Origin of the sequence: Burkholderia sp. PAMC 26561 (assembly GCF_001557535.2) — a bacterium.
Classification (GTDB): Bacteria; Pseudomonadota; Gammaproteobacteria; order Burkholderiales; family Burkholderiaceae; genus Caballeronia.
The window spans coordinates 1,272,267-1,288,484 of the sequence record NZ_CP014306.1; the positions used below are offsets into that span (position 1 = coordinate 1,272,267).

General features: G+C 60.6%; 15 protein-coding genes and 1 tRNA gene. 8 read left to right on the plus strand and 8 right to left on the minus strand.

The window, feature by feature from the left end:
• Positions 1-2: 2 nt before the first annotated feature.
• Entirely contained in the window at positions 3-1,367 is a 1,365-nt protein-coding gene (locus tag AXG89_RS06020; protein WP_062168537.1) for an MFS transporter, read from the minus strand.
• Positions 1,368-1,487: 120 nt separating this feature from the next.
• Positions 1,488-2,420 (minus strand): 2-hydroxyacid dehydrogenase, encoded by a 933-nt coding sequence (locus AXG89_RS06025; RefSeq protein ID WP_062168539.1) that lies wholly within the window; start codon positions 2,418-2,420, stop codon positions 1,488-1,490.
• A 285-nt stretch (positions 2,421-2,705) separates the two neighbouring features.
• On the opposite strand from AXG89_RS06025, the gene AXG89_RS06030 reads away from it, so the two are divergent.
• On the plus strand, positions 2,706-3,023 hold the full coding sequence (locus AXG89_RS06030) for a DUF4148 domain-containing protein (RefSeq protein ID WP_062170323.1): 318 nt from the start codon (positions 2,706-2,708) through the stop codon (positions 3,021-3,023).
• A gap of 205 nt (positions 3,024-3,228) precedes the next feature.
• On the plus strand, positions 3,229-3,399 hold the full coding sequence (locus AXG89_RS42010; protein ID WP_162916010.1) for a hypothetical protein: 171 nt from the start codon (positions 3,229-3,231) through the stop codon (positions 3,397-3,399).
• Between the two features lie 61 nt (positions 3,400-3,460).
• On the opposite strand, the gene AXG89_RS06035 is transcribed toward AXG89_RS42010, so the two are convergent.
• Positions 3,461-3,700, minus strand: a complete 240-nt coding sequence (locus AXG89_RS06035; protein WP_062168541.1) for a hypothetical protein — start codon at positions 3,698-3,700, stop codon at positions 3,461-3,463.
• A 181-nt stretch (positions 3,701-3,881) separates the two neighbouring features.
• Positions 3,882-3,957 (minus strand) — tRNA-Lys (locus AXG89_RS06040).
• A gap of 205 nt (positions 3,958-4,162) precedes the next feature.
• Between AXG89_RS06040 and AXG89_RS06045 the strand changes: the two genes are divergently transcribed.
• Genes AXG89_RS06045 through AXG89_RS06055 form a run of 3 tightly spaced genes read left to right on the plus strand, consistent with a single transcriptional unit; the run spans position 4,163 to position 5,943 of the window.
• Entirely contained in the window at positions 4,163-4,567 is a 405-nt protein-coding gene (locus AXG89_RS06045; RefSeq protein WP_062168543.1) for a PaaI family thioesterase, read from the plus strand.
• A 7-nt stretch (positions 4,568-4,574) separates the two neighbouring features.
• Positions 4,575-5,450, plus strand: a complete 876-nt coding sequence (locus AXG89_RS06050) for a patatin-like phospholipase family protein (protein WP_062168545.1) — start codon at positions 4,575-4,577, stop codon at positions 5,448-5,450.
• Between the two features lie 16 nt (positions 5,451-5,466).
• Entirely contained in the window at positions 5,467-5,943 is a 477-nt protein-coding gene (locus AXG89_RS06055) for an OsmC family protein (protein WP_062168546.1), read from the plus strand.
• 1 nt (position 5,944) lies between these two features.
• Here the strand turns inward: AXG89_RS06055 and AXG89_RS06060 are convergent, their stop codons facing one another.
• The gene (locus tag AXG89_RS06060) at positions 5,945-6,958 is read right to left on the minus strand and encodes a D-2-hydroxyacid dehydrogenase family protein (RefSeq protein WP_062170325.1); all 1,014 of its coding nucleotides are present in this window, start codon (positions 6,956-6,958) and stop codon (positions 5,945-5,947) included.
• A gap of 503 nt (positions 6,959-7,461) precedes the next feature.
• Between AXG89_RS06060 and AXG89_RS06065 the strand changes: the two genes are divergently transcribed.
• Both AXG89_RS06065 and AXG89_RS06070 read left to right on the plus strand, forming a co-directional pair.
• Positions 7,462-9,312, plus strand: coding sequence for a phosphoenolpyruvate carboxykinase (GTP) (locus AXG89_RS06065; RefSeq protein ID WP_062168548.1), 1,851 nt, complete (start codon positions 7,462-7,464; stop codon positions 9,310-9,312).
• A 325-nt stretch (positions 9,313-9,637) separates the two neighbouring features.
• Complete coding sequence (locus tag AXG89_RS06070; protein ID WP_062168550.1) at positions 9,638-10,759, plus strand: LysR family transcriptional regulator; 1,122 nt, start codon at positions 9,638-9,640, stop codon at positions 10,757-10,759.
• Positions 10,760-10,851: 92 nt separating this feature from the next.
• Here AXG89_RS06070 and AXG89_RS06075 read toward each other — a convergent pair whose 3' ends face one another.
• The 3 genes from AXG89_RS06075 to dprA all read right to left on the minus strand — a co-directional run bounded on the left by AXG89_RS06075 (position 10,852) and on the right by dprA (position 15,466).
• Positions 10,852-13,494: a DNA topoisomerase III gene (locus AXG89_RS06075; RefSeq protein WP_062168552.1), complete on the minus strand. Its 2,643-nt coding sequence runs from the start codon at positions 13,492-13,494 to the stop codon at positions 10,852-10,854.
• A 214-nt stretch (positions 13,495-13,708) separates the two neighbouring features.
• Entirely contained in the window at positions 13,709-14,086 is a 378-nt protein-coding gene (locus AXG89_RS06080) for a thioredoxin family protein (RefSeq protein WP_062168554.1), read from the minus strand.
• A gap of 93 nt (positions 14,087-14,179) precedes the next feature.
• Positions 14,180-15,466: a DNA-processing protein DprA gene (gene dprA, locus AXG89_RS06085; RefSeq protein WP_062168556.1), complete on the minus strand. Its 1,287-nt coding sequence runs from the start codon at positions 15,464-15,466 to the stop codon at positions 14,180-14,182.
• A 212-nt stretch (positions 15,467-15,678) separates the two neighbouring features.
• Between dprA and def the strand changes: the two genes are divergently transcribed.
• On the plus strand, positions 15,679-16,182 hold the full coding sequence (def, locus tag AXG89_RS06090) for a peptide deformylase (RefSeq protein WP_062168559.1): 504 nt from the start codon (positions 15,679-15,681) through the stop codon (positions 16,180-16,182).
• The last annotated feature ends 36 nt before the right edge of the window (positions 16,183-16,218 follow it).

Genomic DNA, 16,218 nt, shown 5'->3' on the forward strand with positions numbered 1-16,218 from the left:
AGCTACTTGCTGGCTGTTTGCATCGGTTCACTGGGTTTGTCGCGGGTGATCAGGCGCAAGCCGCTCGCAACACTCGCCACGCCCGCGAACCCCGCGCCAAGCGCGAGCGCCAGCGCCGGTCCGTGTTTGCCCGCGATCCCGAAGCTCAACGCAACCAGCGCGGCACCCGTCGCCTGGCCGACCAGCCGCGCCGTTGCGACCACACCGCTTGCGCCGCCGCTGCGCTCGCGCGGCGCGCTTCCCATCAACGCCTTGAGGTTGGGCGACTGGAAGAAGCCGAAACCCGCTCCACAAATACCCATGCGGATGCAGATATCGAGCGCATGGGGATGCGCCGGCAACATCGCCAGCGACGCCATCCCCGCGCACATGACTGCCAGGCCAACGCCGCCCAGCAAGCCGGGTGGATGCCGGTCGGACAAGCGTCCCGCCACGGGCGCGAGCAGTGCGACCATCACGGACCACGGCGTCATCAGGAAGCCGGTTTCGACCTGGGTGCGCCCGAGCACGCTTTCGAAATAAAAGGGCAACGACACGAACGCGAGCCCTTGCGCCGCGAACGAGCAGACAGCCGTCGCGGTCGATAACGCGAACATCGGCCGCTTGAAGAGATCGACGGGAAGCATCGGTGCCGGATGACCGCGTTCGCGGCGCAGCATCAGGCCGCCCGCGACCACGGTCACGCCGAGCGCCAACAGCACGATATACGCCGGCGCGCGCTGCGCCGCTTCGCCGAGCGCAAACACCAGCGCGGCGAAGGTCACCACATTAAGACCCGCCGCCACGCGATCGAAGCCGTGCGTGGAGCGCGCCGTTTCCGGCAGTGCAGACCAGCCGATAAACAGCGCCGTCAGGCCAATCGGCACGTTTACCGCAAACAACCACGGCCAGGTGCCGAGGGAAAGGACAATCGATGCCACCGTCGGCCCGACCGCGAACGATATCCCCACGATCAGCGCATTGAGCCCGAGCCCGCGCCCAAGCCGGTGATGCGGATAGATCGCGCTGATCAGCGCCGTGTTCACGCTCATGACCGCGCTCGCGCCGACACCTTGCAGCAGCCGGGCGGCGGTGAGCGTCGGCAACGACCAGGACAGCGCGCACGTCAGCGACGCCACCAGGAACAAAATCAACCCGCCAAGATAAATCTTCCTGTGCCCGACAATCCCGCCCAGCGCGGCGAAGGGCAGGAGCGTGGCGACCATCGCGAGCTGATACGCGTTGATGATCCAGACGGAGGCAGCCGGCGCGGCATGAAGATCGTGCGCGATGGCCGGAAGCGCCGTGTTGGCGATGGCGGTATCGAGCGTGGCCAGGGACACAGCCAGGAGCATGGCCGCCATGCCGCGTTTTTGCAGCGGGGTCATGGGGGCATCGGGGAGAAGCGCAGTTGGGTCTGGCACGGTTTGGAGTAGGAGCGAGATCGGGCGTAGACCGACACGATACGGGATCGCGGCAAACCTCGCCGAGCGGCCCCGAATAAGCTTTCAAACAGGTGTCAGTACGGGCGTGCCGGCGAAGTGGCGAGTGGCGTTATCGACGAACAACTGCACCGATGCGGCCACCGCTTCCGGCGACCGGCCACCTACGTGCGGCGTAAGTACGACCCGCTTTGATTCGATGAGCAAGGCCGGCGGCGCGGGTTCGCCTTCGTACACGTCCAGCCCCGCGCCCGCGATGACGCCGCGTTCGAGGGCGTCGGCGAGGGCTGCAGTATCGACCACACTGCCACGCGCCACATTCACCACGTAGCCGTGCGAACCGAGCGCGGCGAGTGTTTCTGCATTGATCAGATGCTTCGTTCCTGCGCCGCCGGGCGTGGCGAGCACGAGGTAATCAGCCCATTCGGCCAGCGCGAGCACGGAATCAAAGTACGTATAGGCCACGTCCGGATTCGGCCGACGGTTGTGATAACCGATTTCGATATCGAACCCGAGCGCGCGTCTCGCAACCTTCTTGCCGATGTTGCCCAGCCCGATCACGCCCAGTTTCTTGCCCGAAAAGTTTGGCTGGAACGGCAGGTCGTCGCGCCATACGCCGTCGCGGCATGCGCGATCGAGCGCGGGAATCTGCCGGACCGCACCGAGCAGCAGCGCGAAGGCGTGATCGGCGACGCAATCGTCGTTCGTCCCCGCGCCGTTCACCACCACGATGCCGCGCGCCTTCGCGGCGTCCCGGTCGACATTCTCGTAACCCGCGCCCAGCGCGCCGATCAGTTCGAGCTTCGGCAATCGCGCGATAGACGATGCATCGATGCCGACAGTGCCGTTCGTCAACACGAGGCGGATTTCATCGGCGTGACGGGTCAGGGCGGTTTCAAGTGTGGATTGATCGGGGGCCGTGATGACGTTGAAAGCCTTCGAGACCATTGCGTGACTCTCAGGCTGGAGATGGATCAACACGAGAACGGTGGGGAGCATGTTTTTGGGGCTGGGGAAGTGAACGCCCAGTTTCCCATTTTCTGTTTTTTTTCGGGAGACGACGAATTTCTCCGTTTTCGACTGTAAGCTGAAAAGAGGTCAATAGAAAGTATTTGATTGATCGTATTAATGCGCCTTGAATTGGTTGATTTAGGGTTAACACCTAATTCAACAATAATGTCTTGCCGGCTTGGTGGTTAATTTTCAGACGGGGCTTACCTAAACTGCTGTTACGGAACGCGATCAAGGTTGATCGCGACAAAAACAAAGTTGGAGGTAAGCATCATGAAATCACTTATTCAAGCAACCGTTGTGGCCGCAGTCCTCGCTGTTCCTGCCTTGTCGTTTGCTCAATCGAATCAACCGCTTACACGCGCTCAGGTGAAGGCTGAACTGGTGCAGATCGAAGCGGCCGGATACAACCCGGCGACGGCAAACGACTACGATTATCCCGCAAATATCCAGGCTGCCGAGGCACGCGTAGCGGCCCAAAATGCTGCGAAAACAGGATACGGCGGCGTATCGAATGGAACGTCCGATTCGGGCTCCAATGTTCACACTGCGACCGGCGACAGCGTTGGTTCGGTGTACATGGGTCATTAAACCGGTCGCAGATTGCATAAAAGCTTTCAATAGGATTCTTTTTCATATCGATTCTTAGATTCGACGGTTCAATCCAGAACCTCCTCCGACGGGAATCCCGTTGGATTTGCCCAGCTTCATTGTCTGGGCTTTTTTACGCCAGGCTGGTGTTTCAGTCCGCGTGACCTAGACTGTATTGATGGCGTGGAAATACAGGGAGGCGGCCATGACTCAGTCGATGATCGGCTTCGTTGCAGGCCTTGCGATCTTGATCGTTATGGCAGCGGTGTCGGGGCGGCGATACAGGCGGGATCATCCCGAGAATCCGATTCACACGGCGCGGATGCATGAATGGCTCGATTCGCATCACATGAGCTGGCTGCATCACCGGCACTGACGCGCAGTCCAATAAAAAGCCCGCTGATTGCGGGCTTTTTATTGCGCTTCGTATTTGACGATCACGAGCGGCTGAGCGGTTTTGGATTGCGCGGCGGCTTTCGCCCGTCCGCCTCGGCCTTTCCGCATTCGATGGCAAAGCGGCAAGCATCATCCGGTTCGTTGAAGTAGCCGAGCACGCCGGACGCCCAGCGCGCGCCGTCGGGCTTGGTCACGATGATCATCGATGCAAAGCTCCCGCGCTCGCCCGCAGCAAGCGGCATCAGGACGTGGTCGTTGTAACTTATTGGAATGGCATGCATTCGGCCTCCCACTGAACTGAACCATGAATTGCAAGCGTGTAATTCTGGGGCGCGTGGCGGGCCGCCATTGTGAGAAATTGCAAAAAAGAGAAACAGGGCGTGCGCGCCGATTATTCTTCTGATGGAAACGCAATCCAAAACAAAAAGCCGGTTAGCTTGCGCTAACCGGCTTTTGAATTCTTGGTGGGGCGTGACAGATTCGAACTGTCGACCTACGGATTAAGAGTCCGCTGCTCTACCAGCTGAGCTAACGCCCCGGAAAAACTGAATCCGAATTATAGCGACGTTTTCTCGGGTTATGCAACTGTCGGTGCGCCAAAATCCGAATATCTCTCCCAATGACGCTGTAAAGCAGCGTCGAACATGGCGCATCGGTCGATCGAACGTCTTAAAAAACGTTAGCGGGAACCGTTATCATGGCGTTCCCGCGGCGAACGGCCGTGCTTAAAAAGCCACGGCATCATGGACCATTCCGCTATCCGCGCCTTGCTCGATTCCACCTTCGCGCCGTGGGTCCGCGATCTGGGTTTATCGCCGGAAAGCGTTTCGGACGCGAGCGTCACGCTGCGCTTGCCGCACGATGACAAACTGCGCCATACGGGCGGCGTGATCTGCGGCCAGGTCTTCATGGCTGCGGCGGACACCGCCATGATTGTCGCCATCTCCCACGCGCTTGGCGGTTTCCATCCTATGACCACTGTCTCCCTGACCACGAGTTTCCTGCGCCCGGTGAAATCCGGCGATGTCCTGGTCACCGCAACCATCTTGCGTCGCGGGCGCAATCTGGTTTTCGGCGAAATCGAACTCCACGATGAATCCGGCGCCCTCGCCGCGCACGCCACCACCACTGTCATGCTCATCGCCTAAAAAACCCATGTTCGATCAAGTCGTATTCGCCGGCGGCGGCAACCGCTGCTGGTGGCAAGCCGGTTTCTGGGACGTCGTCCAGCCGGAACTCAAGCTGCGTCCGCGCGTCATCACCAGCATTTCGGCTGGCGCGGCGACCGCGTGCATGCTGTACACGAATCACTCGGAATGGGTGATGGACTACTACTCGCACGTGCTGCGCGACAATTCGAAGAACGCGTATTGGGGCAATTTGCTGCGCGGGGAATCGGTGTTCCCGCACTATCGGATATACCGGCAGGCGTTGCTGGATATCTATGGCGCCGAGTTTGCATCGCTGAAGGATGCGCCGGAGATTCGTATCGGCGTGTCGCATTTGCCGCGCTGGCTCGGCGCACGGAGTGCCGTGGCGGCGGGGCTGATTGCCTATAACATCGAAAAATACGTGCGCAAGAAGCTGCATCCGACGCTCGGGCAAGCGCTGGGTTTCCATCCGGAATTCGTGCGCGCGCAAGAGTGCGCGACGGTCGAGGATCTCGCCGATCTGATCCTGCAGTCGTCGAGCACGCCGCCTTTCACGCCGGTCTTGCGGCGCAACGGCCGGCCTGTTCTGGATGGCGGCATGGTCGATAACGTGCCGGTAGGTGCGCTGGATGCATCGCCGGGATTGGTGCTGGTGATGGTGACGCGCGTGTATCCGCGCCCGCGCATGTTCGTGGTGGAGCACGGCGAGAACCGCGACCAGCGCCGCGTCTATGTGCAACCGTCGCGGAAGGTGCCGATTTCATCGTGGGACTATACGAGTCCGGCGCTGATGCGGCCCGCGTACGACCTGGGCCGCGCCGATGGCGAGCAATTTCTCATGCGTTTGCCCGAGGTGCTGAGCGCGGCGGCGCAACTCTGAACGGGAGCTTCATCGTATGGCCAAACAACATAAGTACACGCTGCAAGTTGCCTGGACCGGCGATCAGGGTTCAGGCACGTCGAGCTACGACGCCTATTCGCGCGATCATCTGATCCGTGCCGCAAACAAGCCGGCCATTGAAGGATCGAGCGATCCGGCGTTTCGCGGCGACGCCACGCGCCACAATCCGGAAGAGCTGTTCGTGGCATCACTTTCGTCGTGCCACATGCTTTGGTACCTGCACCTTTGCTCGGTGAACGGCATCGTGGTGACGGGTTATCTGGATGATCCCATCGGCACAATGGAAGAAACGAAGCAGGGAAGCGGCCGTTTCACAGATGTCGTACTGCGCCCGAAAGTGTCGATTGGCGCAGGCGGCGACGTGAAGCTGGCCGAGCGTTTGCACGAAGAAGCGCATGCGTTCTGCTTCCTCGCGAACTCGGTCAACTTCCCCGTCCGATGCGAGCCGTCCATCGGAATATCGACGATCTGAGTTATCGCCGGCGGCCGCCCACCAGCGCTTCGGGATTGGCGACGCTCGAGGTGTCGCCGGCATCGAAGGCAAGGATGTTTTTGAACGCCGCCGAGAAATACAGCTCGTAGCTTTCGCGCTCCACATAGCCAATGTGCGGCGTGCAAATCACGTTTTCCATGCGCAGCAGGCTGTAACCCTGCAGGATCGGCTCGCTTTCATAGACATCGATAGCGACCATCCCCGGCCGATTGTGATGCAGCGCGTTGAGCAACGCGTTTTCCTCGAGCAACTCGGCGCGGCTCGTGTTCACGAACAGCGCGGTCGGCTTCATGCGCATCAAATCGGCGGCGGTGACGATGCCGCGGGTTTCGTCGTTGAGACGCAGATGCAGCGACAGCACGTCGCTTTGCTCGAACAGCGCCTCGCGGCTTTCCGCGACGTCGACGCCGTCTGCGCGCGCCGTCGCCTGGGAGTTCTCCCGGCCCCACATCATCACCTTCATGCCGAACGCCTTGCCGTAACCGGCAAGCAACTGGCCGATCTTCCCGTATCCCCAGATGCCGAGTGTCTGGCCGCGCAGGACTTGTCCGAGACCGAAGTTCGGCGGCAACGCGGACGTTTTCAGCCCGGACTGCTGCCACGCGCCTTGTTTCAGGTTCGCGACGTACTGCGGTATGCGCCGCTGCGCCGCCATGATCAGCGCCCACGTGAGCTCCGCCGGCGCGATGGGCGAGCCCGAGCCCTCCAGCACGGCGATACCGCGCTCGGTACAGGCGTCAAGTTCGATATGACCCCCCACCTTGCCGGTCTGGCTGATCATGCGCAGGCGCGGCAGTTTATCGAGCAATTGTGAACTGATCCGGGTGCGCTCCCGGATCAAAACCAGGGCTTCGACTTCCGAGAGTCTGCTAGCCAACTGTCCGAGCCCGCGCACCGTGTTATTGAATACTTTGACTTCATGATCTGCGAGCAGATTGAAGCAATCAAGCTTACGAACGGCGTCTTGGTAGTCGTCGAGGATGGCAATTTTAATTGGCATGGATTGGCTTTTGATGGGCATCAAACGTGCTGCAGAAATTCGAAGATGGACAGGAAACGACGAGCTAAGTTCGGGTAATTACGTACAAATTCGCCGAAATGTGGGCATCGTGTCTTGCTAAGCTGCTGGTGTTACTGCTTTTTTCACTACCCGCCAGCAGGCGATTGAATAAATATTGAAAGCATCTTTGAAAGCGAAACGTGCAGTTTGGCCACTTGGCCAGCCGCTCTTTGCGCTCTCAGCATCGCACAAGCCGGTCCACCGGCAATCGATGGAGACATTCCTATCTCTTTTTAACAGTTTGTTCCGTGCCGACGCAAGCCGCGATTCAGACGGCAGTCGTCGCCAGACCAGTCAACTCCCGACGCATGCCTTGGTTTGTGTCGCCGTCCGTGCGTGAGTTCCGCCGCACGTGTTTCCGGCGACGCGAAATGCGCCTCTCGCGAGCAGCGCCGGCGAGTTGCAACCGTTTTCTCTATCAGAACGGAGTGTGCTCGATGAACCAGCCCGCAGTTGTGGACCAAAACCTGACCGGTGATGCCGCGCCGGCCTATGTCAAGAACCGGAAACTCATCGACTGGGTGGAGCAGGTCGCGGCGCTGACCAGGCCGGACCGGATCGAATGGTGCGACGGGTCGGAGGCGGAATACGATCGGCTATCGCAACAAATGGTCGATGCCGGCACGCTCAAACGCCTCAACCCGGCCAGGCGGCCGAACTCTTATCTGGCGTGCTCCGATCCGTCCGATGTCGCCCGTGTCGAGGACCGCACTTACATCTGTTCGGCGCGCCCTGAGGAAGCGGGTCCCACGAACAACTGGATCGACCCGAAGGAGATGCGCGGCACGCTGAACGGCCTGTTCGATGGCTGCATGCGTGGCCGCACCCTGTACGTCGTCCCGTTTTCGATGGGACCGCTCGGCTCACCGATCGCGCATATTGGCGTGGAGCTGACCGACAGCCCCTATGTGGTCACGAACATGCGCATCATGACGCGCATGGGCAGCGCGGTGTACGGCGTACTGGGCTCGGACGGCGAGTTCGTGCCGTGCGTGCATTCGGTCGGCGCGCCGTTGCAGGCTGGACAGAAGGACGTTCCGTGGCCTTGCAACGACACGAAATACATCGTCCATTTTCCGGAAAGCCGCGAGATCTGGAGCTTCGGTTCGGGGTACGGCGGCAACGCGCTGCTGGGGAAGAAATGCTTCGCGCTGCGAATTGCATCGACGATGGGCCGCGACGAAGGCTGGCTTGCCGAGCACATGTTGATCCTCGGGGTGACGTCGCCGGAAGGACGTAAATATCACGTTGCGGCGGCGTTTCCGTCGGCCTGCGGCAAGACCAACTTCGCCATGCTGATCCCGCCGCAGGATATGTCGGGCTGGAAGGTATCGACCATTGGCGACGACATTGCGTGGATCAAACCCGGCCGCGACGGCCGTCTGTACGCGATCAACCCCGAAGCCGGTTATTTCGGCGTGGCCCCGGGCACGAGCGAAAAGACCAACTTCAACGCCATGGCGATGCTCAAGGAAAACGTCATCTTCACGAACGTGGCGCTCACGGACGACGGCGATGTCTGGTGGGAAGGCATGACCGACACGCCGCCCGCGCATCTGATCGACTGGCAGGGCAAGGACTGGACGCCCGGATCCGGCACGAAGGCGGCGCATCCGAACGCGCGCTTCACGGCGCCGGCGTCGCAGTGTCCATCGATTGATGCCGATTGGGAAAATCCAGCGGGCGTGGCTATCGATGCGTTCATCTTCGGCGGCCGCCGTTCAGACACCGTGCCGCTCGTCACCGAGGCGCGCGACTGGAACGAGGGCGTCTACATGGCCGCGACCATGGGCTCGGAAACCACGGCCGCCGCAGCCGGTCAGCAAGGTGTGGTGCGGCGCGATCCCTTCGCCATGCTGCCGTTTTGCGGCTACAACATGAGCGAGTACTTCGGGCACTGGCTGAAGATGGGCGAACGGCTGGAGCAGCTCGACGCGAAGTTGCCGAAGTTTTTCTGCGTCAACTGGTTCCGCAAAGCCGCGGATGGCAAATTCGTGTGGCCGGGTTTCGGCGACAACATGCGCGTGCTGACGTGGATCGTCGGGCGTCTGGAAGGCACGGCGAACGGCGAAGAACACGCGGTCGGACTTTCGCCGCGATACGAAGACATCGACTGGGGCGAGCTCGACTTTTCGCGTGAACAATTCGAGCGCGTGATCTCCGTGGAGGGCGCTGCGTGGCGTGAAGAGTTGCAACTACACGACGAATTGTTCAAAAAACTTGCGCAGGGGCTTCCTTCAAAACTCGCTGAAACCAAGCGTGGGATTGAAGAGCGGCTCTCGGCGTAATATTCGTCAGACGGGATTAGTGACGGAACTAAACATAATCAATGACGGCGCGCCGTGAGGTCGGCGCGCCGTCATTCACCCGCTCTACTGCGTCAAAATTGCCTGAGCCAGCTTTTCAGAATTCGCGTGCACCTGTTTGGACCGCCCTCACGTTCTATTTTTAGCAACAATCCATCCTCTTTCACCTTACTGCTTGGTAAAGTCGAAATCTTTTGTCGGAAAAAGTTGAATTTCCGGCAACTTCTGCACGAAAACGCGAGTCCTAGGATAATTCCGAATTGCTTCAGGAATTTAAAAGAGGCCGTCTAGCAGCAGGAGTAGTCTCATGGATCATTTGCAGTCGATGAAAGTATTCGTCCGAGTGGCGGATCTTGGCAGTTTTGCTCGCGCAGCCGGCGCAATGGATATCTCCAACGCCGTGGCGACGCGCCATATCGCGGATCTGGAAGGGCGGCTTGGCACCCGTCTGCTCAACCGCACGACGCGCAGCCTGTCGCTGACCGAGTCGGGGCAGGTGTACCTGGAACGTGCGCGGCAGATTCTCGATGAGCTCGAAGACGTCGAGCAAATGGTTGTGGCACGCAACCACGAGCCGGTCGGATCGCTACGAATCGTCGCACCGGTCGTATTCGGGCTGCACAACCTCGCGCCCGTGCTGCAGACGTACGCGCAACGCTATCCGAAAGTCGTGCCCGACGTAACGCTGGTCGACCGGCAGGTCGATCTTGTGGAAGAAGGTTTCGACGTGGGCATTGTGATCGCGCGCCAGATGCGCAGCGCGAGCATCGTCACGCGGCGTCTGACGACCGGCTGCCTGACCGTCTGCGCAACGCCCGCGTATCTCGAAAAGCATGGCGTGCCTGCGCGGCCTGAAGACCTGGCTGAACATCCGTCGCTGAGCTTGCCATCGGAATATTTCGGCGATGAACGCGTGTTCACCGGTCCGGAAGGCGAAGTTCGCGTGCGGCCGACGAACGTCATCGTTGCGAACAATACTGAGATGCTGCGCCAGTTCGCGCTGCTCGGCATGGGCATCGCGATCCTGCCGAGCTACCTGATCGGCAACGACACCACGCGCGGCAAGCTGGTCAGGCTTCTCGGCGACTACAGGCTGCCGCAGGTCGAGATCAACGTCGCGTATCCGAGCCGTCGTCACTTGCCGGCGAAGGTGCGGACGTTCATCGATCACTTGGTCGAGCATTTCAGCAAGACGCCGAATCATCAGCTTGGCGAGCAATGGGCGAAGGACGGCGCGTTGCAGCCGGGTTCTCCCGCCATCAACGACGCCGACAGCGAGCCTCTGGTCGCGCACGCGGCTTACGCTGAAGCGGAAGGCGGCGAGCGTTACGACTCGCGTCTCACAGCCCCCGCCGATGACAGCAAGCCCAGCAACAAGCCGGTCAAGCCGCGCACGCGCTCGCCACTTTCAATGCCATCGCCGTTCTGACATGGCAAGCGTCATACGTTCGACAATGCCGGAAAGCAAAAAGCCCGCGAGCGAATCGCGGGCTTTTTTCATTACACAGGCCTTATGACAACCTAACTCGCGGTCTTCCGGGCCGGCGCCTTCTTGGCCGCAGCCTTCTTTGCGGGCGCTTTCTTCGCCGCAACCTTCACGGTCGTTTTCTTTGCCGCGACTGCCACGTCGCCATCACCTTCGTCTTCTGCTTCCGGCGCTGCAGCCGCCGCACCGCGTTTGACAGCGGTCTTCGCACCCGGCTTCGGTTCCTTCTTCTCGAACTCGAAGCCGATCTTGCCGTCCGGCTGCTTCACGAGGAACGCTTTGAAGTTCCGACCCGTACGCGACGACTTGAAGCCCGTCAGCAAGTCCGTGCGTCCTTCCTCGAGCAACTTCGTCATCTGCTCGCGCGACATTTCCTGCTGCAGGATCACCTTGCCTGAGCGGAAATCGCAGGTCTTCGGATTTGCGACCGAGTTCTCGCAGATATAGCTCATGCCGTGCTCGTAGACCTTCGACTGACACTTCGGACATGCGCCAACCGGCGTCTGCTCCGAGAAGTCCACCGGCTCGCCGTCTTCGCCGCCTGAATCCTGACCGAAGTCGAATTCGAGCTTCCAGTTCTTGATTTCGTCGTCGAACCCCAGCTTCAGGATTGCCGAGAACGGCCGTCCCATCTTGCTGCGAAAACCCGACAACGGCCCGATGGTCTTGTCCTTGATCAACTGCTCGACTTCAGGGATCTCGAACTGGCGTCCGCCGGGGATCTTCGACATGGAGAATTCGCACTTCGTACAAGCGAATCGCCGATAGTTCTCCTTGATCTGACTGCCGCAATTCGGGCACGGCGTCTCCAGCGTCGCATAGTCGCCGGGAATCGTGTCCGAATCGTATTCCTTCGCGCGCTTCACGATGGTCTGTGTCATGCGCGCGATTTCCTGCATGAACTCGTCGCGCGGGAGCTTGCCGCGTTCCATCTGCGATAGCTTGTGCTCCCACTCGCCAGTCAGCTCCGGCGCGGTCAGTTCCTCGACGCCCAGGCCACGCAGCAAGGTCATCAACTGGAACGCCTTGGCCGTCGGAATCAGCTCGCGGCCCTCGCGCACCATGTACTTCTCGCCCAACAGCCCTTCGATGACCGCCGCCCGCGTAGCCGGCGTTCCCAGCCCCTTCGCGGCCATTGCCTCGCGCAATTCCTCGTCTTCAATGAGCTTGCCCGCGCCTTCCATGGCCGAAAGCAACGACGCTTCGTTGTATCGGGCGGGCGGTTTCGTCACGAGGCCGTGTGCCGCGACCTTTTCGACGTCGACCGTCTCGTCCTTCTGCACCTGCACGAGATTGGCTTCTTCGCCGCCCACTTCCTTGCCATAAACCTGCAACCAGCCCGGTTCGACAAGAACCTTGCCTTCGGTCTTGAAGTGATGCCCCGCAACTTCGGTGATCCGCGTGGTGACCAGGTATTCCGCTGCCGGGAAAAACACCGCCAGGAAGCGCTTCACGACGAGGTCGTACAGCTTCTGCTCCGGTTCCGACAACGCCTTCGGCGCCTGCAGCGTCGGGATGATGGCGAAGTGATCGCTGATCTTGGAGTTATCGAAGATGCGCTTGTTCGGCTTCACCCAGCCCTTGTCCAGCACCTGCTTCGCGTGCGGCAAGTAGTTGTTGCTTTCCTTCAGCATGGCGAGCGTGTCTTTCACCGTCGGAATGTAATCCTCCGGCAGCGCGCGCGCGTCGGTACGCGGGTAGGTCAGCACCTTGTGTTTTTCGTACAGCGCCTGCGCCAGGCCGAGGGTGTTCTTCGCCGAAAAACCGAAACGGCCGTTGGCCTCGCGCTGCAGGCTGGTCAAGTCGAACAGCAAGGGCGACATCTGCGTGGACGGCTTCGCTTCTTCCGTCACTGTGCCGGTCTTGCCGCGACAAGCTGCAACGATCGATTCCGCCGCGGGCAGCGCCCACAAACGTGAATCGCGCTGCTCGGGGTCGCCCTCGACGCGCTTGAACTTCGGGTCGAACCAGCGCCCTTCGTAGATTCCCTTCGCCGCAACGAACTCGGCGCGCACTTCCCAATAGTCGCGCGGCACGAAGCGGCGAATCTTTTCTTCGCGTTCCACGACAATAGACAACGTTGGCGTCTGGACGCGGCCAACGGTCGTCAGGAAGAAACCGCCGCCCTTGCTGTTGAACGCGGTCATTGCGCGCGTGCCGTTGATGCCGACCAGCCAGTCTGCCTCGGAGCGGCAACGGGCGGCATCGGCGAGAGGCTGCATGTCAGCGTCGCTGCGCAGATTTGCGAAACCATCGCGGATGGAACCGGCCGTCATGGATTGCAGCCACAGGCGCTGCACCGGCTGCTTGGCCTTCGCGTGCTGCGCGATCAGGCGAAAAATCAGCTCGCCTTCGCGCCCGGCGTCGCAGGCGTTGATCAGGCGGTCGATGTCCTTGCGCTTGAGCAGCTTGGTCAGCACCTTCAGGCGCGATTCGCTTTTTGCGATTGGATTCAGGTCGAAATGCGGCGGAATCACCGGCAGATTGGCGAAACTCCACTTGCCGCGCTTGACCTCGTATTCCTCGGGCGCGGCAATTTCAAGCAGATGGCCCACCGCCGACGACAGCACATAGTCGTCGCTCTCGTAATATTCGTCATGCTTCGCGAAACCGCCCAAAGCGCGCGCGATGTCGTTCGCGACAGAAGGCTTTTCAGCAATGATCAGGGCTTTGGACATGACTCGATTCTAGTTAGGGACTGGCATGAGGCCGGGTAACAGCGGCTTGCGCCACCGTGGTTCGGGCTCGTTAACGTCCGCTTTATAGCATATGGCGTGCGGCGCGCGGTTTGGCATTTAGCGAAACGCGGGCTGCCGGACGGTGAATGTGGGCGCTTCGTGATGCAACCGCCTGAGGCGTTTCAGCTTGTGAGTGCGCTTGCCTGAACCTGGTCTAGGCGGCGACCAGCGCAGGACGTATTTTTGGCGCGCCGGCCATGCCCGGCAATGCGCTCAAGTCCGTCAACATCCTTGCAACGATGGACGTTTGCGGCAAAACCGTGCCAAAAAACCGCGTGGTAACAGCGTCCTCGATCAATATGGTCGGGAAGTTCTCCACATCGAGATCGTCGAACCGGTCCGCCTGGTTTTCAATATCGATCCATGCGAAGCAGATGTCCGGATGAGCATCGGCAAGCTTGTCGAACCCCTCCCGATAATCCCGGCAGGTCCCGCACCACTCGGCGCACAGGCACGCAACGAGCAGTGTGCCGGCGCTTGCCATGCGCTCGGCAATCCGGTCGGCGTCGGTGTCGAGGTTCAGCGCGGGCATGTTTCCTTACGGTCCTTTCCTGAGCGGCGTGAAGATTTGATGCGACGTAGCAAACGTCTGATTTTGTGGCGAATGTAGCATGACGTCAGAAGATCAGCGTTCGAGGCGGGTAAATCGGCCGCCGGGCAATGCACCTATTCGCCCTGACATTTCAAGTTGCAGCAACAGGCTTTGCAGCGTGGCGCCATTCATTTCGGTCCGTTCAGCAAGAATTTCAAGCGTGGCCGGGGAATGGCCCAGGGCATCGAGCAGACGGGCGGCGTCGGGATCTTCGACTTTCGCCGATGCCCACGACGCCGTCGCCGGCCGGCTGACCCGCGCGCTTTGCAGCGCCAGCGCAAACTCGCTTTCGGTTGTTTCGCGCTCGGCAAGGTCCTTGGCAACACGCGCCTTGCCGCGTTTGCGTCCCTTCGGCGCGACGTCCGGTTCCGTTTCTATCTTGAAACCAAACTCTTCGAGAATGTCCTCCGGCGTTTCGACCAGTTTTGCTCCCTGCTTGATCATCCGATGACACCCGCGCGCAAGCGGCGCGTGGACCGATCCGGGCATGGCGAAGACGTCACGCCCCATTTCGTTCGCGAGTCGAGCTGTGATCAGCGATCCCGAGCGCATCGCGGCTTCGACAATGAATACGCCGCTCGAAAGCCCGGCGATGAGCCGGTTGCGCTGCGGGAAATTCGCCGACCGGGCCGGCGTGCCGAGCGGCCACTCGGAGACAATCGTGCCGTTTGCCGCGATTTCGTGCGCCAGCGCGTGGTGCGATGACGGATAAACCAGATCCGCGCCCGTCCCGATGACCGCGATCGTCCCGCCCGTGCCGCTCATGCCGCCCCGATGCGCGGCAGCATCGATACCGAGCGCAAGTCCCGATACGACCGCGAGGCCAGCATTGGAAAGCGCGTGCGCGAACCGGTTCGCGTCTTCAATACCTTGGGGCGTTGCGCTCCGGCTGCCGACAATGGCAACAGCACGCGATTGCAACAAATCGAGCCGTCCCTTTACATATAGCAAGGGCGGCGGATCGGGCATGGTCAGGAGCGCCGGCGGGTAAGCGGTATCGGCGAGCGTGACGATCGAATTCCCTTCGATGGACGCCCATTCCAGCGTCCGACCAAGGCATTCGTCGAAGGTGCCGAGTTCTGAAGATGGCGGCGGCGCGACGACCGCTCGCGCCGCTTTCTCCCCTGCGATGGCTGCCAGCGCCCCGAACGACTGGTCCAGCACCGCATGCGGACTGCCGAATTCCGCGAGCAACGCGCGCAACGCGATGGGCTGCAAGCCGCCTGCATTCGCAAGGCGCAGCCAGGCCGAAACATCGTTCGGATCAGTTACGCCCAAGCGGGGCGCAGCGGCGGTCGTCGGCAACAGGAAAGGCGTCATGTTAAAATTTTCACATACCGAAATAGAAAAGCTTGACCGAGCGGGCACATTGGAGGGCGCAGGGGCAAGGCGTTGCCGCAAGATCCGCGGCGCTGAACCGGCATTGAATCAACAGGATTCAGCCCAATCATCTTCTCGATACCGGCAATCTTTTACAACCTGGCCGAATGGCCGACTATCGCGCGCTGCGGCGTGCATCGATAATCTGAATCATGGCTCTGCTACACATACTCACCTACCCGGACAAGCGGCTCCACAAGGTCGCAAAACCCGTAGAAGTCGTCGATGACCGGATTCGCAAGCTCGTCGCGGACATGGCCGAAACCATGTACGCGGCGCCGGGCGTCGGCCTTGCCGCGACCCAGGTCGACGCGCATGAACGCGTGATCGTGATCGACGTCTCGGACACGCACGACCAGCTTCAGGCATTTATCAACCCTGAAATCATCTGGTCGAGCGACGAGAAGAAGGATCACGAGGAAGGCTGTCTGTCCGTGCCGGGCATCTACGACTTTGTTGAGCGGCCTGAGCAAGTGCGCGTGCGAGCGCTGAACGAGAAGGGCGAGACGTTCGAGATCGACTGCGAGGGTCTGCTCGCGGTGTGCATCCAGCACGAAATGGATCACCTGACGGGACGTGTGTTTGTTGAGTACCTGTCGTCGCTCAAGCAGACGCGGATTCGCGGCAAGATGAAAAAGCTCGAAAAGGCGCTGTGACGCGCCGGTTCACGAAGTTCGATGTGGAATTTTGCA

Bases quoted from the DNA above. Each gene is read 5' to 3' on its own strand.
- AXG89_RS06075 (WP_062168552.1), bottom strand. From the start codon at position 13,494: ATGTCCAAAGCCCTGATCATTGCTGAAAAGCCTTCTGTCGCGAACGAC.
- AXG89_RS06070 (WP_062168550.1), top strand. From the start codon at position 9,638: ATGGATCATTTGCAGTCGATGAAAGTATTCGTCCGAGTGGCGGATCTT.
- AXG89_RS06025 (WP_062168539.1), bottom strand. From the start codon at position 2,420: ATGCTCCCCACCGTTCTCGTGTTGATCCATCTCCAGCCTGAGAGTCAC.
- AXG89_RS06080 (WP_062168554.1), bottom strand. From the start codon at position 14,086: ATGCCCGCGCTGAACCTCGACACCGACGCCGACCGGATTGCCGAGCGC.
- AXG89_RS06055 (WP_062168546.1), top strand. From the start codon at position 5,467: ATGGCCAAACAACATAAGTACACGCTGCAAGTTGCCTGGACCGGCGAT.
- AXG89_RS42010 (WP_162916010.1), top strand. From the start codon at position 3,229: ATGACTCAGTCGATGATCGGCTTCGTTGCAGGCCTTGCGATCTTGATC.
- AXG89_RS06020 (WP_062168537.1), bottom strand. From the start codon at position 1,367: ATGACCCCGCTGCAAAAACGCGGCATGGCGGCCATGCTCCTGGCTGTG.
- dprA (WP_062168556.1), bottom strand. From the start codon at position 15,466: ATGACGCCTTTCCTGTTGCCGACGACCGCCGCTGCGCCCCGCTTGGGC.
- AXG89_RS06035 (WP_062168541.1), bottom strand. From the start codon at position 3,700: ATGCATGCCATTCCAATAAGTTACAACGACCACGTCCTGATGCCGCTT.
- AXG89_RS06065 (WP_062168548.1), top strand. From the start codon at position 7,462: ATGAACCAGCCCGCAGTTGTGGACCAAAACCTGACCGGTGATGCCGCG.
- AXG89_RS06030 (WP_062170323.1), top strand. From the start codon at position 2,706: ATGAAATCACTTATTCAAGCAACCGTTGTGGCCGCAGTCCTCGCTGTT.
- AXG89_RS06045 (WP_062168543.1), top strand. From the start codon at position 4,163: ATGGACCATTCCGCTATCCGCGCCTTGCTCGATTCCACCTTCGCGCCG.
- def (WP_062168559.1), top strand. From the start codon at position 15,679: ATGGCTCTGCTACACATACTCACCTACCCGGACAAGCGGCTCCACAAG.
- AXG89_RS06050 (WP_062168545.1), top strand. From the start codon at position 4,575: ATGTTCGATCAAGTCGTATTCGCCGGCGGCGGCAACCGCTGCTGGTGG.